The organism is Lysinibacillus sp. CNPSo 3705 (assembly GCF_028674935.1).
Taxonomy (GTDB): domain Bacteria; phylum Bacillota; class Bacilli; order Bacillales_A; family Planococcaceae; genus Lysinibacillus.
Map to the genome: position 1 here is coordinate 111,124 of NZ_JAQZSD010000004.1, position 22,473 is coordinate 133,596.

The window sequence follows — 22,473 nt, forward strand, 5'->3', positions numbered from 1 at the left end:
AGGAGGATGATTCTCATGCAATTCGATTTAATTATTAAAAGTGGATTAGTTATTCTAGAAAATGGTGAGCAAGAAGTCGAAATAGGCATAAAAAATGGTAAAATCGCCGCAATTGGTAAAGATTTAGGTGAAGATGCACAAATTATTGATGCACAAGGCTTGATCGTATCTCCAGGCATGGTAGATGCACACGTACATATCACGGAACCAGGAGGAGGCTATCGCGATGAATGGGAAGGTTATGATACAGGTACACGGGCATGTGCAAAAGGTGGGGTAACAACAATTATCGAAATGCCATTAAACCAAATACCCGCAACTATTAATGGCTCATCTATTAAAGAAAAATTTACAGCTGGAGACGGAAAATTATCCGTAGATGTTGCCAGCTATGGTGGATTAGTGCCATTTAACTTAGACGGTGGTATTCAAGAATTAGATAACAATGGTGTCGTTGCCTATAAATGTTTTGTAGCGACCTGTGGTGACCGTTCTATAGAAGGTGATTTCATGAACGTGGATGACTATACACTTTACGAAGGTATGAAACAAATTGCGAAGACAGGTAAAATCTTATCTATTCACGCTGAAAATGCTGAAATTACTGATAGGCTAGGCGAATTAGCATATAAAAATGGCGAAACATCATTACGTGCTTATGTAGATTCACGACCTGTATTTACAGAAGTGGAACCAATTCGAAAAATAATCCTCTTTGCTAAAGAAACCGGTTGTCGCGTGCACATCGTTCATGTAGCTTGTGAGGAAGGTATAGATGAAATTGTGAAAGCGCAGCAAGAAGGTGTCGATATTACATGCGAAACATGTACACACTATCTATATTTCTATAAAGAAGAATTAGATACTATCGGTCCAGTTGTAAAATGTTCGCCGCCAATCCGTGAACAATCTCGCTTGGAAGGTATGTGGAATCGTGTACTTAATGGGGATATTTCATTCGTAACATCAGATCATTCACCATGTACACCAGACTTGAAAGATAAGGACAATGCCTTTGAGGCTTGGGGAGGTATCGCAGGTGTACAAAATAACGTAGACATATTATTCGATGAAGGTGTACAAAAACGAAACATGCCATTAGCTCAATTTGCAGCGATTATTGCTACAAACCCTGCGAGACGTTTTAATCTAGAACAAAAAGGTAGCATCACAGTAGGGAAAGATGCAGACTTCGTATTTATTAAAAAAGATGCACCTTATGAATTAAAAGCCGAGGACTTAGCATACCGACACAAAATTAGTCCTTATGTTGGGCGCAAAATCGGAGCACAGATAGTGAAAACAATCCTTCGCGGTGTTGAAATCTATGACAAAGATAAAGGAATTGCAGATGAGAAAGTAGGTCGATTTATCTCTCAAGCAATAGATAATTAGCCGTGATTTATCCAAACAAGCGATATTGAATGAAATAGACTTACTACATCATGCCATTGGACGTGGAACAACACTTGCTACATTCTGGGAGAATACTTTTAAATATCTATGTTTATATTGTTTTGGACATGGCATAAAGTACTTACTCTTTAGAGTAGTAGAAAATAGGTCCTGTTGCGCTTTAAATATACTTGGAGCGGAGCATCGTAAATAACGTAGAGGACCTTAAAAAGATCTTTATAAGTATATAATGTTTCATACCTATTACTCTGAAAAAAGGTGCAATACTTATGGAATTGCGATGTATGAACGAAGAAGAACAAAAAACTCGTCTATCGTGTTTAAGCATAAATGGATATCTACAATCAAATTAGTTTAGCTCAATTCAAATTTTAAAGAAATAAACTACTTAGAAAGAAGTGACAACGATGTGGTTTCAACAATACGATCCACTTGGAAACGAAATAGTGAGTGGAATCATAGCCTTCCTTCCCATTCTTCTATTTCTACTAAGTTTAACAGTCTTTAAATTAAAAGGGGTTTATGCAGCAGCATTAACATTAGGCCTTACCCTTATTATTACCGTCGGATTCTTCGGAATGCCCATTACGAAAGCCTTAGGGGCAATTCTTCTCGGTACAGGCAAAGCGTTATGGCCAATCGGATATATCGTTATTATGGCTGTTTGGTTGTACAAGATTTCAGTTAAAGCCGGAAAATTTGAAACAGTACGTGGTAGTATTGCTAGTATTACAGAGGATCAACGTCTTCAATTATTGCTAATTGGCTTTTGCTTTAACGCTTTCTTAGAAGGCGCAGCAGGATTAGGTGTCCCAATCGCTATTTGTGCAGCATTACTTGTGACTCTTGGTTTTAAACCAATTAAAGCTGCTGGACTTTGCCTAATTGCTAATGCCTCTACAGGTGCATTCGGTACAGTTGGAATTCCAGTTATTACAGGTGCTCAAGTAGGTGGAATGGAAATTTTAGATCTTTCTAGAATGACAGCATTTATGTTACCGTTAATTTCATTTCTCGTTCCGTTTATCCTCATCTTTATTCTAGATGGGCTCAAAGGAATAAAAGAAATATTCCCAGCTATTTTAATCGTCAGTGGCGCATTTTCGGTACTTCAATTACTAACGATTACTGTTATCGGGCCGGAGCTTGCGAATATTATCCCTTCTTTAGCTAGTATGATAATTTTGGCAGTATTTTTAAGAAGATGGCAGCCTAAAACGATTTATCATGAGCCTGGTGTAGAAGCAACTGGAAATATAAAAAACTACTCTATGAGAGAAATCATGGTAGCATGGTCACCATTTTATTTACTTACTGGTGTTATAGCCATTTGGAGCCTCCCTACATTTAAAAATTTATTTGCAGCAGATGGTGCACTTAATTTTACTAACGTTGCCTTGAAAATCCCAGGATTACATGATCAAGTCATGCGTACACCGCCAATAGTAACCGAAGAAATACCTATGCCAGCAATCTTAAATCTTAACTTTGTTTCAGCAACAGGAACAGCGATTCTAGTGACAATTATTTTAACAAGTATTCTATTTCCTGCGTTAAACATAAATCAAACCGTTAATTTGCTCGGTGGCACCATTAAAGAATTGTGGTTACCAATTTTTACGATCGTTCTTGTAATGGCTTTTGCAAATCTCTCGGACTTCTCGGGTCTTAGTACTTCTTTGGGACTTGCACTTGCAAAAACGGGTGACTTCTTTCCATTTGTAAGTCCAGTATTAGGATGGATTGGTGTCTTTCTCACTGGATCTGTTGTTAATAATAACGCGTTATTTGGTAGCTTACAGGTGGTTACTGGGACGCAAGTCGGTATATCACCATCTTTGTTAATGGCAGCCAATACAGCTGGAGGTAGCGTGGCAAAATTGATTTCACCACAATCTATCGCTATTGCAGCAGCAGCCGTTAATGAGACTGGGAACGAGTCAAAAATCTTCCAATATACATTACGGTACAGCTTAGGTTTGCTACTTCTCATATGTATCATGACATTTGGCTTATCATTTATCTTAAAATAATTAAAAAATGAACTAAACCGCATGGTAAATCAGAGTTTTCACATTGATTTACTATGCGGTATTTTTTTAATAAAGATAAATTCGCTTCCTTCAGCTATTTTTGAATGCTGATGGAGTTGTATAAAAAAAGCTGGAACTTGCTCCGTACGTACGACTACTTAGTAGCCTATACATAATCGATAGCTAACTGTATTCATTTTTCGTGCTCGGCGTTTACCTCTAATCCAACTTTTGAACCTTTATCCAACATATATTTGTTGATAGTGCATAAAAAGAGCTTCCATAATTGTTTGTTCTGTCAATGAATGGTTGTGAGTATGGTCCTATAATAAAAGTGTATTAGAGGAAGGAGTGAAAGAGTAATGGATATTCAATTAACGTTTGAAGCTTTAGATAAGAAATTCACAGGTTTTGGGGGCTTAGAACAAGGTGGAATTACACGCCTTTTATATTCTCAAGAATGGAATGATGCGGTTCGTGAGCTGGAAAAAACATTCAAAGAAGAAGGATTAGAAGCAAGCTTTGACGACATCGGGAACTTATCTGGGCGTCTTGTTGGAAGTAAATATCCAAAAGAAACAATTTTGACAGGATCACACATCGACACAGTTGTTGAAGGTGGGCATCTGGATGGTCAATTCGGTATCTTATCTGCACTTGTTGCTGTGAAATATTTAAAAGAAAAATATGGTCAACCACTACGATCATTAGAAGTATTATCGCTTGCAGAAGAAGAAGGTAGTCGATTCCCTTACACATTTTGGGGTAGCAAAAACTTCTTTAACTTAGCAAAAAAATCGGATGTTGACACAATTGAAGATGCTGAGGGTATTAAGTTCGAAGATGCGATGCGTAAATCAGGTTTTGATTATCGGAAAACGACTGACGTTCGTAATGACATCAAAGCATTTGTTGAAATTCATATTGAACAAGGTAAAGTGTTAGAGACAGAACATAAAACAATCGGTGTTGTCAATGGAATCGTCGGTCAAAAACGCTTCACGATCAATTTAAAAGGTGAAGCAAACCACGCTGGCACTACGCCCATGTCATTACGTCGTGATACAGTTGTTGCCTATAGTGAAATTGTTTCGGACTTAACAAAACGTGCTAGAGAAATTGGGGAACCACTTGTGTTAACGTTCGGTCATGTCACACTTGTACCAAACACAGTAAATGTAGTTCCTGGTGAAATTACGTTCTCAATAGATTGTCGTCATGTTGATCAGCAACTATTAAATGATTTTGCAGCAGAAATCGAAGACAAAATTAAATTAGTCGCTGAAGCAAATAGCATGACGTATGATATTAATTTATGGATGGATGAGGCACCAACATTGATGGACAAAGAAATCGTTCAAATCATTGAACAAGCAGCAAAGAATAATGTAGGTGATCAATATAAAGTGATGCCATCGGGTGCAGGACATGACTCACAAATTTTTGCTCAATATGTTCCAACGGCGATGTTGTTTGTACCTTCTATTGGTGGAATTAGTCACAACATTAGTGAAGAGACGAAGATAGAAGATCTTGTTAAAGGTATTGAAGTATTAAGCGATGTACTTTATGAACTAGCATATAAAGAATAAAAATAAAGAAAAAGGAGCCAGATACTTATGGGTTACTTAAATCAAGTTCAAGGATACAGAGAAGGTTTATTAGAAACACGTTCTGTCATTAAGAAAGACAATTACGCGGTAATCACACCAGACGGCCTAGTTAATAATGTTGTACCTGGCTTTAAAGATTGTGATGTAACAATCTTAGGATCTCCACGTTTAGGTGCAAGATTTGTAGATTATTTAGTAACAGTAAAAAACCAAGGTGGAAACAAAGCTGGTTTCGCTGGTGATGGTATTCAATCATTTGTATACGTAGTTTATGGCAAAATCAATGCTTTTGCAGATGGTAAAAGATACGAATTAACAGAAGGTGGGTATTTATATGTACCCCCACACTTACAGTTGACGTTTGAAAATAATAATAACGGTGAAGATAGCCGCTTATTCTTATACAAAAAACGTTATCAACCTCTTAAAGGACAACCTCTTAAAGGGTATACTCCAGAAGTCGTTACAGGGAATGTGAACGACATCGAACAAGAGGCATATGAAGGTATGAAAGAAGTATTAATTCAAGACTTATTACCAAAAGAAATTGGATATGACATGAACATTCATATTCTTTCGTTCAAGCCAGGTGCTTCACATGGTTACATTGAAACACACGTTCAAGAACATGGCGCTTATGTTTTAAGTGGACGAGGCATGTACAACTTAGATAACGAATGGATGCCAGTTGATAAAGGTGACTATATCTTTATGGGTGCTTATGTACCGCAAGCTACCTATGCAATCGGTTTAGATGAACCATTCTCATACATTTATTCTAAAGATGCAAACAGAGATATTGATTTATAAAAGTGAGTATAGGATCTCCGATAGTTATCCAAAGATAAATTAGGCATCTTTGTTACAAAAGATATTCAAACATACATTCTAAATTATTTAGAATCTGACACAAAATATTAATTATATAAGGAGTAAAAAAGATGCGTGTATCTAGAGAAGAGCTATTTAATTTAATGAAGCAAAAGTTTATGAAAGCGGGATTAAATGAAGGAGCGGCACATGATGTTGCAGATGTATTAACATACGCCGATCATAGAGGCATTCACTCCCATGGTGCCGTACGTGTTGAATACTATTCTGAACGCATTGCAAAAGGTGGCATAACAGCAAATCCAAACTATACATTTGAACAAACAGGTCCAGCATCTGCGGTCTTTAATGGAGATAATGGTCCAGGTCACCAAGTTGCAAAACAAGCGATGGAAAAAGCAATTGAAATGGCAAAAAAATCGGGTATTGCCGTTGTTGGTATGAAACATATTTCGCATAGTGGTGCATTAGGTTACTTTGTTGAAATGGCGGCGGAGCAAGATATGGTTGCCTTAAGTATGTGTCAATCAGATCCAATGGTCGTGCCATTTGGAGGAACTGAGCCTTACTTTGGTACAAATCCAATTGCCTTTAGTGCACCATCCGCTGATGATCGTATCATCACATTCGATATGGCGACAACTGTCCAAGCATGGGGCAAAATCTTAGACGCAAGAAGTAAAAATGAATCGATTCCAGATACATGGGCAGTAGATGCAACTGGTGCACCAACTACGAATGCAAGAGATGTTCATGCACTCTTACCGATTTCAGGTCCAAAAGGGTATGGATTAATGATGATGGTGGATATTTTATCAGGTAGCCTTCTTGGAGTCCCACATGGTATACATGTGTCTTCCATGTATCAGGACTTAACAAAAGGGCGTGATTTAGGTCAACTTCATATCGTGATTAACCCTGCCTATTTCACAGATTTAGATGCTTTCAAACTACAAATTACAACAATGCTCAATGAATTAAAAACACAGCCAGCCGCAGAGGGCTATGGAGAAATTTATTATCCAGGTGAACGCGGTATATTAAGAAGTCAGGAATATGATAAGGAAGGTATTGAAATCGTAGACGATATTTACAACTACCTTGTGTCAGACGACGTTCATTACGATCGTTATCACGGAAAAAATAGATTTGCAGAATAATAAATTGGAGGATCATCATGTTATACACAATTATAAAAGAAAACACTTATAAAGACTCCATCGTGTTAATGCTTTTATCCAACAAGTTGTCTGCAATTGATGGTGTAAACAAAGTATCGATCATGATGGGAACACCAGCGAACAAAGACATTTTTAAATCTTCTGGCTTAGGCACGGATGAATTAGAAAAAGCAAAGCCAAATGATATCGTTATCGTTGTAGATACAGAGCAAGAAGAAAAAGTAGACGAAGTGAAAGAAGAAGTAGAAATTGCTTTAAAAGGTGATTCGGATTCACAAAATACGTCTAAAGATCAAGAAGCTCACAACTGGAAACGTGCAATGGAGCTTGCGAACAATCCGAACTTAGCATTAATTTCAATTCCTGGTCAATATGCAGCGATGGAAGCGGAAAACGCGTTGAACGAAGGCTTACATGTGTTCATGTTCAGTGACAATGTTTCTAAAGAAGACGAAGTGAAATTGAAACAAAAAGCGCATGAAAAAGGGTTATTAGTGATGGGTCCAGACTGTGGTACTGCACTTATTCACGGCGTACCTCTTGCCTTTACCAATAACGTAAACGAAGGCGATATTGGTATTGTTGGTGCATCAGGTACAGGGATCCAAGAAGTAACAACAATTATTGACCGTTATGGAAAAGGTGTGACAAACGCACTTGGTACAGGTGGACGTGATCTATCAACGGAAGTTGGTGCGATCACGATGTTAGATAGCATCAAAGCGTTAAACCAAGATCCGAAAGTAAAAGTCATTACCGTGATTTCTAAACCACCTGCAGAGGAAGTACAGCGCAAAGTATTAAACCTATTAAGAAATATTAACAAACCAGTTGTAACGTTATTTTTAGGGGACAAACCTTCTTACCAAGAAGAGAACATCTATCATGCTTATACACTTGAAGAAGCAGCGGTTGTAGCTGTCCAATTATCAAACGGTGACAAACCAAATTTTGAACCGACAACAGCTGATGTAAACGTTGTATTAAAAGAATCACAAGTTGGTATTAAAGGTTATTATTCAGGCGGTACATTAGCATCTGAAGCAGCGATGTTAGTGAGAGATGCTTTCAAAGATACAATGACTAAAGAGAAAAGTGAAAGCTATGTTTTAAAAACAAACAATCATGAAATCATTGATTTAGGTGATGATGTATATACAAAAGGTAAACCACACCCGATGATTGATCCTGAAAAACGTATCGAAATGCTTGAAAAATCTATGGACGACCCTGGAACAGCAGTCATTATGATTGATAACGTGATTGGTAACGGCGGTCATGAAGATATGGCTAGTGAACTAGCACCAACAATCAAACGTATTTTGGACAGTGCACGTCAAGATGGTCGTCAACTTGCAGTACTTGCAACAGTTGTTGGTACAGCACAGGACATCCAAGGTTATGATAAACAAATTGAGATTTTAAAAGAGAGTGGTGCAATTATTTGTAAGACAAACGATCAAATGGTTCGAACAGCTATCCAACTTGTAGGCGGTACAGTGGAACAACCAATCGTTGATGTACAAAAATTTGATTATACAGAAGAAAACTTGGCAGTCGATGAGAAAATTATGTCCTTCATTAATATGAAACCAAGTGTCATCAATATTGGGCTAAAAAGCTTTACGGAAGCTCTTCAAAACAGTGGCTCCGAATGTGTTCAATTTAACTGGCGTCCAATTGCCGGTGGCGATGAGAAGTTAATGAAAGTACTTCAATTCTTAAACTATTATGAAGGAGGTACAATCTAATGGGTTACAAAACAATAAATGAAGCGAACGAAGCCGTTATTCAGAAGATCATAGCAGCAGCACCATTCTTAACGGATGTTGTACCTGCGAAATCTGTGATTCCTGAACTAGAAGACTATGTGTTATTACACGCTGGGCCTCCTATTAAATATGAAAATATGACAGATCCTATGCAAGGTTCCTGTGTTGGCGCAATCCTTTTTGAAGGATGGGCAGAAGACGAAAAGAATGCACGTGAATTACTGGAAAACGATAAGATCACATTCATTCCATGTCACCATGTGAATGCTGTTGGACCAATGGGTGGTATCACGTCACCTAACATGCCAGTACTCGTTGTTGTAAACAAAGAAAGCGGTAACGAAGCGTACTGTCAAATGAACGAAGGCATTGGAGCCGTTTTACGCTTTGGCGCCTACAATGAGCAAGTCATCAATCGTTTACACTGGATGAAAGATGTGCTAGGTCCTGTATTAAGTAAAGCCTTAAAAACATTTAATGAAGGCTTGAATGTCAACGTATTGATTGCTAAAGCTATTGCAATGGGTGATGAGTTCCACCAGCGTAATATTGCAGCTTCACTTGCATTTTTAAAAGAACTATCGCCTGTCATTGCATCACTAGAAGACGTTGAAAAAGAACAACGTACAGAAGTAATCCAATTTTTAGCTGACACAGACCAATTTTTCTTAAATATTGCTATGGCGACTGGTAAAGCAATCATGGATGCAGCACGTACTATCGAACACGGTACAGTTGTTACCGCAATGTGCCGTAACGGTGAAAACTTTGGTATCCGTATTGCGGGTATGGGAGACGAATGGTTTACTGGTCCTGTTAATACCCCGCAAGGATTATACTTCACTGGTTATTCAGCAGAAGATGCCAACACAGATATTGGCGATTCAGCGATTACAGAAACAATTGGTGTTGGCGGTATGGCGATGATTGCGGCACCTGCAGTTACACGCTTCGTTGGTACAGGAGGATTTAATGATGCGCTTGAAATAAGTAATCAAATGACTGAAATTTGTATCGGCGAAAACCCGAACTATGTCATTCCAACATGGGACTTCAAAGGCGCATGTTTAGGCATCGATGCACGGAAAGTTGTTGAAACAGGAATAACACCTGTCATCAATACAGGGATTGCCCATAAAATTGCGGGCTATGGACAAATTGGTGCCGGTACGGTACACCCGCCAATCGAATGTTTTGAGAAAGCCATCACAGCATATGCTGAAAAGTTAGGTTTTAAAGGATGATTTTACAAGCAAGTGCGGTTGGTCCAATCGCACTTGAAGTATTGAATGAAGGAAACACCTTTACCGTGCACAGTATTTTTGAAAAAGGTTTGAATATGGTTGATCGACATGGCGAATTGCTATTTGCTGGTACCGACGAAAATGGGACATTTCCATTCGGCATCTTGCTTGATCATCAAACTAAACAAACGATAAAGTCCTATATAAGAGTGGGCGATACATTAACATTTCACACTAATCGACTCTTTCATACCTGTTTTGAACTGGTGTTTAATGTAAAGATACTACCGTTATATATGGATTTTGATCAGGCAAATATCAATAGACTAAAAGAAAATTTCGAATGCATTTCATTTACATCCTATGAATCAACAGATTTTGAACGAGCACGAGTGTTGGCCTTGATCGATAGATTACATGATCCAAGCCAAAATCTTGAGAAGATATTCCGTTATTTTATTGGACGTGGACAAGGTTTAACACCAACTGGTGACGATATACTGGTCGGCATATTGTACGGGCATTTTCTAAATAATTTTATAAAACATAAACATCTTGAAACTTTAAAAGCTTTAATCAAGGAACCTTTAACGACCATTGTCAGTAAGCGCTTTTTAACATGTGCTTTAGATGGTGTATTTAGTTCGAAGATTACAGCATTACAGCACGATCCATCCTTAGAAAGCATGAAAAGTCTTATAGAAGTTGGCTCTTCATCTGGGATGGATACGTTATATGGCATTTACTTGTCGTTAATGAAGGAGTGAAAGAAATGGGAAAGAGTGTAGTTATTGCATTGGGCGGTAATGCAATTTTACAGCCTCAACAAAAAGCAACTTATGATAATCAATTCAAAAATGTAGTGTCTGCAACTCGTCATATGATAGAAATGAAGGAAGCGGGGCATAAAATTGTTATTACACATGGCAATGGTCCGCAAGTGGGCAATATCATTGCCCAAAACGAAGCTGCTAAAAATGTAGTCGAACCACTACCAATCCATGTTTGTAACGCAGAATCGCAAGGTTTCATTGGTTATATGATGGAAACAGCTTTAAAAAACCATATTAAAGAGCGAGACATTCATGCAAATGTGGTTACATTACTAACAATGGTTGAAGTGGACAAGGGTGATCAAGCTTTTAAAAATCCGACTAAACCAATCGGTGTATTTTTCTCGGAAGAAGAAGCGCAGCGTTTAGAAAAACAAGGCTTTACTATGGCAGAAGATGCAGGTCGAGGATATAGACGCGTTGTCCCTTCACCAGAACCACAAGTGATTCATGGTATAGATGAAATTAAACGTTTAATTGATGAAACGATTGTTATTTCATCTGGTGGTGGCGGTATACCTGTATATCGTGAAGACAGTGGTCAATTACATGGTATTGAAGCAGTCATTGATAAAGATCGTTCAGGATTAAAACTTGCGCAACAAGTGAATGCGGATGTTTTCATGATGTTAACGGATGTCCCAAATGTCTATATTAATTTTGGGAAAGAAAATGAACAAAAATTAAGCCAAATTACCATAAAAGAAGCTGAACAATACGTTGCAGAAGGTCAATTCCCAGCAGGTAGTATGTTACCAAAAATGCAAGCAGCTATCGAATTTGCGAAACTAGGCAAAGAGGCAATTATTTGTTCATTAGATCAAGCGGTTGCAGCATTAGAAGGAAAAGCAGGCACACGTATAATTCAATAAGTCTCTTGTTAGCTATATAAACAAGGAGGCGGATATAACAAGTTAAAACCTTAAAAAGCACAAGAAATCAATTTTAAATTGATAGCTTGCGCTTTTTTTGATAGTTTCGCTTCTTTTTTTATCTTCCTATTCGGCAAATATGATCCATAGCGCTTAACAACAATGCTGGTATTAAAACAAAACAAAGCAAAGTATGCAAAGAAGAATAGTATTCAGGTGGACTTTCTAAAGTGAATTTTTGACGAGGAAAAGAATACAGAATATTTTTAGCTGTGGCTATCGATTTGGAAGGACTAACGCTTTTCTGATAAAATGGTAAACTGTATTTAAAACTCCTATATGGAAAGAGGATTGCTGTGAAAAAGAAGTTAGTATTGATTGGGATAGGGATTCTGTTCGTTTTCCTTCTCCTACTAGGCACTTATAAATTAATGAATTCTAGGACGTATCAGTTATTTGGGGGTTTAACCAAACAAGTAGAGACGCATCAAAAAGTGGTTGCTTTAACGTTTGATGATGGTCCGGCAGATAACACAAATCAGATATTATCGCTATTAGAAGAGTACAATGCTAAAGCTACCTTTTTTCTGATAGGTTCAGAAATAGAAAAATTTCCTGAGGAAGCAAGAAAAATTGCAGAAGAAGGACATCAAATTGGGAATCATACCTATTCGCATAAGCGGATGATTTTCAAAACACCCACTTACTACAAAGATGAAATAGAAAAGACCGATCAATTGATTCAAAATGCGGGATACAAAGGTGAAATTGATGTTCGGCCACCTAATGGGAAAAAGTTGATAGGGTTGCCGTATTACTTAAATAAACATAAAAGGGAAACTATAACTTGGAACCTTGAGCCAGATACTTTTTACACAACGGTTTCTGACAAAGTAAAATATGTGACAGAGAATATTGAACCTGGTTCGATTATCTTGCTGCATCCAATGTATGATAAAACAGGCCAAGCGCTCCAAACAATTGAAGGTATACTACAGGAACTTTCAAAGAAGGGTTATACGTTTATCACGGTGAATGAACTTCAAGATTTATAGTATAAAAACAGAGTTAGTTGCCTACTTCCTAGGATTAACGCTGTTTTTTGTTACTCTTCTTTAGGAAATTTCCCTTCTTTATTTATGTTTTACACCGACAGCCTTTAAATAAAAAGATCTTCTTGTAGCGAAAGAAAAGAGATGTTAGGGCAAACAATAAATCGAGGGCTACTTTTTATAAAAAAGGATAGTCAGCTTTTGGGTAAATGGTTAGAGGCGAAGAAATGCGTCTCTTTTTCATTGTAAGCTCGGCATACGTAGGAACTCTGGGGTGGAAGGTTCAGAAGCGGGAAGATATAGAAAGGATGGTTAATGAGTCTGTGGTATCGCGGAATCAGCAGGAAACTGAAAGCAAGCACATACGTGAGACATACAAATTTCATAGAAGGCTATGGATGATTGAGGTGAGTGTCCACTATACTTTCAACACGAAAAATGATCTTGTGTGAATGCAAAGATCGCTGTCTTTTTTTAAATTTTTCAGGAAAAATGCCAATTCCACGGAGTGGAGAACGTGTGTTCCTTTCGGTGAATTGAGCTAAAGAGGGAAGTCAGTAAGTTACATCAGGAACATTGTAAAAGAAGGTTGTTTTTTTGCTATTCAACTAACGGAGCAGTAGTGAAAGGAACTAGCAAAAGTTTTATAAATGCTAAAATATCTGCAACAGGTACTATTCATGGAACTTACATCAGGAAAATAATATAGAAAGCAGTAAACAAAACTTGAGGAGGTATTGTAGTGAACCAACACAAAGTGATTATTACTCAGTATAATCTTAAATACGCTGAACAAACAGTGGAGATGTGGCGAGATAGTAAGGAACAGGCTATTGGTCAGAAAGAAATTCACAGCTTTGAAAGTCACGTTTATTTTTTAAACCATATATTATCTGAGCAGTTTCAAATAGATTTAGCGTTAATTGATGAAAAAGTAGTTGGAATGATTGCCTATAATGAAAGGGAAATAAGCCAACTTTATATTCATATAGATTATCAAGGAATCGGTATAGGTCATACATTACTAGATAAAGTAAAAGCACAATCAAGCGGTAGATTAACATTACACACATTTGAAGTAAATGAAAATGCACAACGATTTTATGAAAAACAAGGATTTGCAATCATCGGTAGAGGACACGAAAATGAAGAAAATTTAGCTGATATTCAATATGAATGGAAATCCACATAATTGCAAATCTAAACGATGATTGTAAGGAATGGGCAGTCTAGTTCGATTTACGAAATATTAAAAACAGAGTTGATTCTATAATTTTGTAGATTAACTCTGTTTTTATGTTAATAAATTTTTAGAAAACAGTCTAAAAGAAACAAGACTATTACCGAATGGGGAAAATTAGGTGATATATTTGTTGTAATAGCTGAAATGGAGGCTCATGCTCACGAAATTTAAAATTTTTTATTTGACCCTGCAACATAGTTTAACCTTTATACTGAAATCGTTGCAGTATAGAACCTTATCGCCTCCGTTCCATTAAAAACTTTTGATAAAGAGATACGTGGCTATCTCAAATCATACTGTGTTATGAAACAAGATGAACAAGAAAAATGTTTAAAGGAGAGAAAATGAAAAATGAGTGTAGAAATTTATAACAGAGAACGTTCTGTAGAAAGTATTCAATTTGAAAAATTGTTAACTTCCGAAAGTAATAAAAAGAGTTTTTCTAGTATTGAAAACACCGAACAGTATGTTAAGCAAATGGGAATTGAAAATATAAAGCCATATGTTGTTGGGGACGATGTTCAATTTTCAAATAATGTTAAGGAGCAAGCATTCGAGGGCATGCAGGTTTTCACATTAAATGACCAAGAGTCCCTGAAGCAAAAAGTTATTCTATATATACATGGTGGGGTGGTGCTTGGACGAATCAACCTTTAAATTTCCACTGGTGGTTCTTGGATAAAATAGCGCAATCTTTAAAAGCGAAAATAATTACTCCTATTTACCCTAAAGTACCTCATTTTAACTATAAAGATACTTATCCAAAAATCCTAAACCTTTATAAAGAAATTCTTGAAACAGTTGAAAGTACCGAGCAATTGACTATCATGGAAGATTCGGCAGGCGGCAATATAGCACTTGGGCTAGCTCATCTTTTAAAAATGAACCGTTTGCCGCAACCAAAAGATATTATTTTATTGTCGGCATGTGTTGATATGAGTTTTGAAAATCCTCATATAGCTGAATATGAAGAAAAGGATCCGATGTTAGCAAGGGAAGGAATAGAAGTCATTACAAAGATTTGGGCAGCTGATAAAAATGTAAAAGACTCGTTGATCAGTCCGATATACGGTGACTTTAAAGGACTTGGGAAGATTACTCATTTTATTGGAACACATGAATGTTTATATCCAGATGCAATAAGACTTGATGAAAAGCTAACAGAACAGGGAATTGAAATCGATACTTTTGTTTATCCTAAAATGAATCATGTGTTTGTTGTTATGCCAATCCCTGAAGCGGAGAATGCACAACAGAAAATTATTTCTATAATTATTAGTGCATTGAAAGAAATGGAGAGTTAACTGTACATGAAGCGGCCACCAGGAGGGAAAACTTCGTTTAAAACAAGAACTTCTATGACTTTATTCGTTCAAATATAGAAGATAAGAGTTAATCGACCACATTACGAAAGAAAGCGAGCATTAACCTGCGATGTGTGTAATTTAAAGGTGTCTGAAAGTACGTATTCATATTATCAATCAATTCATAAAAGCTGAACAGCTACATGTCAGTGAATAAAAGCTATTCACACGCAATGAAATATATAAATCCTTTTTCGGGAGGCGAAATAATTAATAAATTAAAATAGGAGGAAATTTGAATTGAGAAAAATATACGTATTACTTTTTGTTTTTTTGTTTATTGGGAGCAGTAACCTTGTTCATGCAGAAGATAAAGCAACAAAACAAGGAAGTTCGTATGATGTTAAGAAACTTTATTTAGACAACGGTTTTACTGAGGTTAATGAAGCAATAAAAAAAACCGAAGATTTATTAAAAAAAAATTTAGAGCTTCCAACTCGTGTTCCACCAATTACTTTTACACATATTGTAGGAAGTTTTAGCAGTGCATCAGGAGGACCTAATTTAGAAATTTCTTATTTAGATGAGAATTCACCACGTACCCGTTTTAAAATATTGGTTTCCAAAACGCCTCCTTCTTCAAATGATTCTAAAAAAATACGTTTAGAGGATGGCAATGAATTACTTTATTATAATCACAGTGATTTTGATGTGTTTGTAATTGAAAAGAAAGAACTTGGATACACTTTTATGATTGATAAAGAGAGCAGTAAAAAAATTACTATGGATGGTGTAGTTAAAATTGTTAACTCTATGGAATAAGCGGGGAAATGCTTACTTATAACGTTTTAACTTTTTCATTTAGCTGATAACAGTACAAATGTAAAGGTGATGTTAATGAAGGATGGCTAAAACCAATCGTGAAAAAGCTTTAGTGATGAAAATTTTTCAAAGGTAGTTTGATTGCATTTTATGAATTATGAAAAAATGAAATTCGATAAAACATTACAAAAAATACAGTCCGACGCCAAAAAATAGTAATCAGTGAAAGCGTGAGAACATAAAAAATTTATGGCAGATATTACGTATTTTCACACGCTTTAGGATGATTGGTGATATTGGGTGTCGGCATAATTTTATATATATTTAGTTACAAATAAACGTTTGACTGACTTGATTATAGAAACGTAAAACAACGTAAACTCATAGTACAAACGGATTTAGATTTTTTGCAAGCACTTAAAGAAATACCAGTTTACATTTTTTAGCCGTTTTGTCTCAATGTTATTAGTATACTTTTCATTGATACACAACTTCCTATAATTTATATTATGTAAACTAAAATTATTTGGCGTGGAGGAGGGCTTGGATTCGTCAACTACCCATAATATCTGTACTTTTCGACTTGTATTTCTTAAGTTCCTTATAATTTTCATGTGAACGATAACTCTCCTTTTTACGATAAGATAATGGGATGATTGTACGGATAATAATTATTGTTTAATACGATATCTGGAGGTTTTTACTTGCAACTACATGCAGCCATTGATGAATTTGCTTTTTATATCGAGATTGAAAAAAATTACTCAGTTAATACAGTCACTAGTTATGAATACGATTTACAACTCTTCTTGACCTTTTTATCGGATCATGGCTGTTCAACCTGTTTTAAATGAGATCACCAGGACCCAAGTACGTCGCTTTATCCAATATTTATTAGGATCATTAAAACAAAAACCTCGTTAAAATTTCTTCCTTAAAATCATTCACAAAATATTGTTTATTTAAAGGAACAATATTTTGTGAATGATTTTACGCGCGGGATTGAATCACCAAAGACCAATGATAAACTTCCTGTCTATATGACATTAACGGATCTAAAACAGCTATTTGACTATTTAGAACGCGCCCAATCACGTTTTTCGATGCGGAATGAGATAATGTTTAAATTGTTAGCAACAACAGGTCTGAGGCGTTCTGAGCTCGTTTCATTGACCTGGGAACAAGTTGATTTGGTAAGTGAAACAATTCGAATAGAAGGAAAAGGGAAAAAAGAACGTATATTGCCCCTTCATCCACACTTAATGCCGCTTCTGGCATCTTATAAAGCTTCTTTAAGATCATATCAAATTTATCCAACAGAACCTGTTTCTCTAAATAAAAATCGTAAAGCATTAGATCCGCGTGGGTTACATGTCATCTTTAAAGATGTATTGAAAAAGGCAGGCCTCTCGCCTACCCGCTTTACACTGCATAACGGATGTTACAACAAAATAAGGAAAACGTGTTAGAGTGCCTTTTAAGCCCAATGGAGCTGGGAAGATTAAAAAAACACCATCCTTTCGTATAGTTCTACAAAAAGAATAGCGTTTTTTCTTGTTTAGTGGATATATTTTCCTTATCTGCTGGCTTAAGTTAAAATGTGACCGCCTTCTACATGAAGAACGGTTCCAGTCACGAAACTATTTTGTAGCAAGTATAGTACGCTTTGTGCAACATCTTCAGCTCTTCCTATTCGTTTTACAGGGAGTTTGTTTTCAACTGCATTATAGAAGTTATTACGTGCTTCTTCTGGCATTTTGCTACGGGAAGGTGTATCAATTATTCCAGGTGAAACGATGTTTACTCGGATCGGAGCAAGTTCTAAAGCCAAAGTCTGGCCTAGATTCGAAATAGCCGCATTGACTGCCCCTAGAATTGCTGAGCCAACCATAGACTTGTAGGCTACAACCCCGGAGAACAAAGTGATTGAACCGTTTGGTAAAATTTTCGAAGCACCGTATTTCGCTGCATAATATTGTCCCCAGAATTTGTTTTCAAATAGTTTTCGGGCTTGGGCTGTATCCGTTTGGAGGAATGACCCGCCGGATGTTTCTGCCGCGCTTACCACAAGATGATCGAACTGGCCGATCTTTTCAAAGAAAGACTGGACTTGCTGTTCTTGCGTTGTATCTAGAGTATAAGCCGTTGCTCTATCTCCTAGTTGCTCTTTTGCATTCCGTAATTTATCTTCGGAACGGCTGGCAATGATTACTTCTGCCCCATGAGCTATTAGCTGTTTAGCTGATTCCAAACCAATCCCAGAGCTTCCACCGATAATTACAACTTTTTTATCTTTTAACATGTTTTTCTCCCCTTATACGTTTACTTAATAGATTAAAAATTCAATACCTCTTGCAGATGTAAATCAAGTTCGGATACAAACTTTTCAACTTTCGGATTTTTGACTACATCATAACAAGAGAAACTCTTTAAAGGTTTCATTCCGAGAAATTTCTGTATACGATGTAAATGACTTAATGCATCTTCTAGGCTGCTCCCTTCAAAAAATTGACTTGGATCGTTAAATGCTTTTTCAGGAGCATTCCAGGTAGTCGAAAACATATATTTCTTTTCAGTCAACAACCCGCCTTTTCCATACTGATCAGCACCCCTAAAAAATAAACCATAAGCATATACTTCATCCATATACGACTTCAATAAGCCCGGGACACTGAACCAATAGATAGGTGTTTGGTAAATGACAATATCAGCCCATATAAATTTTTGTTGTTCTTCTTCGATTTTATATCCTTTTTGAATAATTGTTGTTTTTACATTGTTTTTTTCACTTAAAAAACTGACCATTTTGTTCATCAATGTTTGGTTTAAATTCCCCTCTGCTGAACTATACTTCTGATGACCGTTAATTATAAGTATATTTTTCATCTTTATCTAGCTCCTTCAATTATATGAATTCTAAAAAAACTGCCTAGCGTGTAGTTGATAACCCTACTGCACTTAAGGTAAAATTCAAATCGTTTGCTTCATCCGGAAGAATACTCATGATGATGTATCAATAGCAAAAGCATTGATTTATATAGCAATGAGAGCAAACGGTAGTTTGTTTCGTTGATTTCTTGCAATAATTTTAGTCACCTCCTCAATAAGGGATGAAATTATAAGTACAACGATATTATAAATATAGTAACTTCATTTACGGAAGTAGTGATATTTATTTCATAAAGTTTCTGAAAGTATACTATTGTGATATGATAAGGTGAATTAAACAAAAAAATTTTTCGGGAGGATGTTTCATATGAGCGTTATTGAGCCAGTAATATTAACCAAAGGAGCACCAGGTGAGACTTGCCCCATTGCTAAAACGCTCGACGTGATTGGGACTAAATGGACTTTTTTAATTATTCGCGATCTGCTTATAGAAGGAACAATGCGATTCAGTGACCTATTGAAATCAATGAATGGAATTAGCCCGAAAACACTTTCACTCCGTCTTAAGACACTAGAAGATCATGGGATATTGAATAAAAAGGTATTCCCGGAGGTTCCCCCTCGTGTGGAATATACGTTAACAGACAAAGGAAAACAATTGGAAGGTATTTTCATTGAATTAAAGAGATTTGGATTAAATTTATAAAAAATTAAAATAAGTCATTCTTTAAATTTTGGTAAGTTAATTATGAATCATATCAGAGCATTTTTATTTTTAAATCTATTTCTCAGGCTATGAACTATACAAACTACGCTATCACCGCATATTGATAGTAAAGTAAAGCTATTTTAGCCTTACACCTCCGAATTTTGTTACTTAGGGTCACTCCTATCCCAAGTGACCCTTTTTATTTTTTTCCTTAAAGTGTTCATTAACACTTGTTTAAATTTATTTAAATGAACCTAGGCTGCTTCACTTTTGTCTTTTATTAGATTTTGCAAGATCATAATCAACACCTTTTTTAAATACTTTTTAAAAATTCAGAGTATCAAATTTATTACTTGTCGCTTCTTTCAATCCTTTAGTAATCTTTTCTCAGTCAATTCAACAATATAAAAAAAGTTATCCATTGGTTCTATATAATGTGTAAAAAAGAGTCGAACATACAAATTTGTATGTTCGACTCTTCAAGTATTCCCGTTTTACTGAGCAATTTTTTCTCTCGTACCAACTATTCTAAAGCCCATCTTTCTATGTAATTGAATACTTGAGGTATTTATTGCAAAAATAAATGATTGAAGTGTCCAAAAGCCCTCCTTTTCACTCTCCTCAATTAGTGTTCGAAACAGCTTCGAGGCAATCCCTTTCCCTTTACTATCACTTGATATATAAACACTTACTTCTCCAACTCCAGAATATACTGCTCGGGTAGATACAGGTGAAATTGCAATCCAACCGACTATTCTATTTTTGACTTCTGCCACACAGCGTAAAGTAACATGATGCCCTTCATCCCGTACTCGTTCGCTTGGTACATTTGTTTCGAAGGTTGCCATTCCTGTTTCGATTCCTTCTTTATAAATCTTTAATACCTCTGCTAAATCTTTTTGCTCCATATTACGAATGAATACTGCGTCCATTCATTTCCCCCCTTGTTATGTTCAAAAAGGACTGCTAGCTTTCGCTAACAGTCAAGTAATTAAACGTTATAGATTTTCCATATCGGACTTACCTCATTTTATATTTGTACTAGTTATGCTTCTTTTTTCTTATCCCAAATGACATATATAATAAATGCTATAGGTCCAGTTAAAAAAACACCAATTAACCATATTAGAAAATGTTGCTTACTAATTTTATTTTTCAGATATTCAAGTGTAAAATATGAAAGTATTAAAATAATTAACAAATATATTCCCACTATAAATAGCTGATCAAACAAACATATCCCCCATTCCAATTAACAACATGTATTTGATTGATTGACAAGATTTATACTACATACGCCTGTTTCTGGCAATTCCAATTCCACACGTTTTGAGGCTTCTTCATCGCCAGATAAATAAGCTGTTATTGAACGGACTTGTTCATAGCCTGTTGCCATTAAAAATGTTGGTGCGCGTCCATAACTTTTTGCACCGACAATATAGAAGTCCTTTTCTGGTTGTCGTAGTATCTCTTCTCCATGCGCTCGAACTGTTCCACAACTATGCTCATTAGGATCAATTAGTGGTGCTAATGCTTGCACACTCTCTGTTACATTATCAATGGAAAGACGTAGTTCGCTGTTTATTGCAAAATCTGGTCTATTTCCTGCATTTACAATGAGCTCATCGAATCCTGTTAATACTTTCTGTTCTCCATTTAAAGTACCAACAATATTTATTTTTCCATCTTTTTTCACCATTGAAATATAGAATGGTGTAATCACTTCAATCTTACCTGCATCTACTAATTCATGAATACGTATACCTAGAGCACCACGTGCTTTCAAGGCATCTTTTTCTTCCCCACCATATACTTCTTCAGCAGATTTCTTGCGCATAATCCAAACCAGTTTCGTTGAAGGACTCTCTTTTTGTAATTCAGCCAAAGATAATAAGGTATTGATAGCTGAATGACCGCCGCCAATAACAGCAATTTTCTTATTTGCATATCTTGTAGTGTTCATTTTTATATCTGGAATTCCATACTCAATGTGTTCAGCTAATACTTTTTCAGTTTGTAGCCAAACACCTGTAGAGTTTGCTGGGTTTGGGTTCCCCCATGTACCTGTTGCATCAATAACAGCTTTAGCCTCAATGACATGTGTGTCGTTTTCCGCTTCAATATATACCTTATAGGACTGATTTAAGCGATTTTTTGATTTCATCTTATCATTCAATTGACGTGAAACTCCCACTACTTTTGAGTTTAATTGAATGAAAGGTTTTATTTGTGCTATCTCTGCTAAAGGCTTTAAATAGAGATCAATTAACTCATGCCCAGTCGGTAATGTTTCTAAGTTAGGTTCTTGCCAATCAGCTTCCTCAAGTAAAGCTTTGGCAGCTTTATTGATGTTATATCGCCATGGAGAAAATAGTGTAACATGACCCCAAGTGCGAATATTATGAGCTACTTCATTCCCAGCCTCTAGTAAAATAAAGGACTGATTTTGTTCTACTAAATGAGCAGCTGCAGCTAAACCGACTGGACCAGCACCAATTATTACGATAGGTAAATTCTTATTTAAAATATTAAAAATCTTTTGTACCTCGATATCTTTAGCAGTAGAACAGCAAGAACCATTTTGTTTAATTATGTTAAGTGTTTTCATATAAAATCCTTCTCCTCTATAAATCTTTAATATAAGCATTTTCTTATATAT

20 protein-coding genes and 1 pseudogene are annotated in these 22,473 nt (G+C 36.1%); 16 read left to right on the forward strand and 5 right to left on the reverse strand.

What is annotated here, in order from left to right; all coding sequences use genetic code 11:
• Window positions 1-15 precede the first annotated feature (15 nt).
• From allB to PVA17_RS02915, 15 genes and pseudogenes are all read left to right on the forward strand, one after another.
• Window positions 16-1,395 (forward strand): allantoinase AllB, encoded by a 1,380-nt coding sequence (gene allB / locus PVA17_RS02840; protein WP_274066817.1) that lies wholly within the window; start codon window positions 16-18, stop codon window positions 1,393-1,395.
• Between the two features lie 428 nt (window positions 1,396-1,823).
• Window positions 1,824-3,449, forward strand: a complete 1,626-nt coding sequence (locus PVA17_RS02845; protein WP_274066818.1) for a lactate permease LctP family transporter — start codon at window positions 1,824-1,826, stop codon at window positions 3,447-3,449.
• Window positions 3,450-3,811: 362 nt separating this feature from the next.
• The gene (gene allC, locus PVA17_RS02850) at window positions 3,812-5,041 is read left to right on the forward strand and encodes an allantoate deiminase (RefSeq protein WP_274066819.1); all 1,230 of its coding nucleotides are present in this window, start codon (window positions 3,812-3,814) and stop codon (window positions 5,039-5,041) included.
• 27 nt (window positions 5,042-5,068) lie between these two features.
• The gene (gene allE, locus PVA17_RS02855; RefSeq protein ID WP_132362148.1) at window positions 5,069-5,872 is read left to right on the forward strand and encodes a (S)-ureidoglycine aminohydrolase; all 804 of its coding nucleotides are present in this window, start codon (window positions 5,069-5,071) and stop codon (window positions 5,870-5,872) included.
• A gap of 131 nt (window positions 5,873-6,003) precedes the next feature.
• Window positions 6,004-7,053, forward strand: coding sequence for an ureidoglycolate dehydrogenase (gene allD / locus PVA17_RS02860; RefSeq protein WP_248715995.1), 1,050 nt, complete (start codon window positions 6,004-6,006; stop codon window positions 7,051-7,053).
• 17 nt (window positions 7,054-7,070) lie between these two features.
• On the forward strand, window positions 7,071-8,825 hold the full coding sequence (locus PVA17_RS02865) for an acyl-CoA synthetase FdrA (RefSeq protein ID WP_274066820.1): 1,755 nt from the start codon (window positions 7,071-7,073) through the stop codon (window positions 8,823-8,825).
• Window positions 8,825-10,090, forward strand: a complete 1,266-nt coding sequence (locus PVA17_RS02870) for a YlbE family protein (RefSeq protein WP_274066821.1) — start codon at window positions 8,825-8,827, stop codon at window positions 10,088-10,090. Before PVA17_RS02865 ends, PVA17_RS02870 begins: the two co-directional genes overlap by 1 nt.
• Window positions 10,087-10,857, forward strand: coding sequence for an oxamate carbamoyltransferase subunit AllH family protein (locus PVA17_RS02875; RefSeq protein WP_274066822.1), 771 nt, complete (start codon window positions 10,087-10,089; stop codon window positions 10,855-10,857). The genes PVA17_RS02870 and PVA17_RS02875 overlap by 4 nt, the downstream gene beginning before the upstream one ends.
• A gap of 5 nt (window positions 10,858-10,862) precedes the next feature.
• Window positions 10,863-11,795: a carbamate kinase gene (gene arcC / locus PVA17_RS02880; RefSeq protein ID WP_274066823.1), complete on the forward strand. Its 933-nt coding sequence runs from the start codon at window positions 10,863-10,865 to the stop codon at window positions 11,793-11,795.
• A gap of 356 nt (window positions 11,796-12,151) precedes the next feature.
• Window positions 12,152-12,850 carry a polysaccharide deacetylase family protein gene (locus tag PVA17_RS02885; protein WP_274066824.1) on the forward strand — a complete coding sequence of 233 codons (699 nt, stop codon included), beginning with the start codon at window positions 12,152-12,154 and terminating at the stop codon, window positions 12,848-12,850.
• A gap of 739 nt (window positions 12,851-13,589) precedes the next feature.
• On the forward strand, window positions 13,590-14,039 hold the full coding sequence (locus tag PVA17_RS02890; protein ID WP_274066825.1) for a GNAT family N-acetyltransferase: 450 nt from the start codon (window positions 13,590-13,592) through the stop codon (window positions 14,037-14,039).
• Between the two features lie 402 nt (window positions 14,040-14,441).
• Window positions 14,442-15,394: pseudogene (locus tag PVA17_RS02900) on the forward strand (alpha/beta hydrolase fold domain-containing protein).
• Between the two features lie 300 nt (window positions 15,395-15,694).
• On the forward strand, window positions 15,695-16,216 hold the full coding sequence (locus PVA17_RS02905) for a hypothetical protein (protein WP_132362164.1): 522 nt from the start codon (window positions 15,695-15,697) through the stop codon (window positions 16,214-16,216).
• 704 nt (window positions 16,217-16,920) lie between these two features.
• Complete coding sequence (locus PVA17_RS02910; protein ID WP_274066828.1) at window positions 16,921-17,070, forward strand: site-specific integrase; 150 nt, start codon at window positions 16,921-16,923, stop codon at window positions 17,068-17,070.
• 126 nt (window positions 17,071-17,196) lie between these two features.
• Window positions 17,197-17,685, forward strand: a complete 489-nt coding sequence (locus PVA17_RS02915) for a tyrosine-type recombinase/integrase (protein WP_274066829.1) — start codon at window positions 17,197-17,199, stop codon at window positions 17,683-17,685.
• A gap of 119 nt (window positions 17,686-17,804) precedes the next feature.
• On the opposite strand, the gene PVA17_RS02920 is transcribed toward PVA17_RS02915, so the two are convergent.
• Both PVA17_RS02920 and PVA17_RS02925 read right to left on the reverse strand, forming a co-directional pair.
• On the reverse strand, window positions 17,805-18,518 hold the full coding sequence (locus tag PVA17_RS02920) for an SDR family oxidoreductase (RefSeq protein WP_274066830.1): 714 nt from the start codon (window positions 18,516-18,518) through the stop codon (window positions 17,805-17,807).
• Window positions 18,519-18,550: 32 nt separating this feature from the next.
• Complete coding sequence (locus PVA17_RS02925; protein WP_132362200.1) at window positions 18,551-19,102, reverse strand: NAD(P)H-dependent oxidoreductase; 552 nt, start codon at window positions 19,100-19,102, stop codon at window positions 18,551-18,553.
• 370 nt (window positions 19,103-19,472) lie between these two features.
• Here PVA17_RS02925 and PVA17_RS02930 point away from each other — a divergent pair, with 370 nt between their 5' ends.
• Entirely contained in the window at window positions 19,473-19,811 is a 339-nt protein-coding gene (locus PVA17_RS02930; RefSeq protein ID WP_132362202.1) for a winged helix-turn-helix transcriptional regulator, read from the forward strand.
• Between the two features lie 497 nt (window positions 19,812-20,308).
• Here the strand turns inward: PVA17_RS02930 and PVA17_RS02935 are convergent, their stop codons facing one another.
• The 3 genes from PVA17_RS02935 to PVA17_RS02945 form a co-directional block, all read right to left on the reverse strand.
• Window positions 20,309-20,746 carry a GNAT family N-acetyltransferase gene (locus PVA17_RS02935; RefSeq protein ID WP_274066831.1) on the reverse strand — a complete coding sequence of 146 codons (438 nt, stop codon included), beginning with the start codon at window positions 20,744-20,746 and terminating at the stop codon, window positions 20,309-20,311.
• A 113-nt stretch (window positions 20,747-20,859) separates the two neighbouring features.
• On the reverse strand, window positions 20,860-21,048 hold the full coding sequence (locus PVA17_RS02940; RefSeq protein ID WP_053485580.1) for a hypothetical protein: 189 nt from the start codon (window positions 21,046-21,048) through the stop codon (window positions 20,860-20,862).
• An 18-nt stretch (window positions 21,049-21,066) separates the two neighbouring features.
• A complete protein-coding gene (locus tag PVA17_RS02945; RefSeq protein ID WP_274066835.1) occupies window positions 21,067-22,422 on the reverse strand; it encodes an NAD(P)-binding domain-containing protein in 1,356 nt (451 codons plus the stop codon).
• Window positions 22,423-22,473 lie beyond the last annotated feature (51 nt).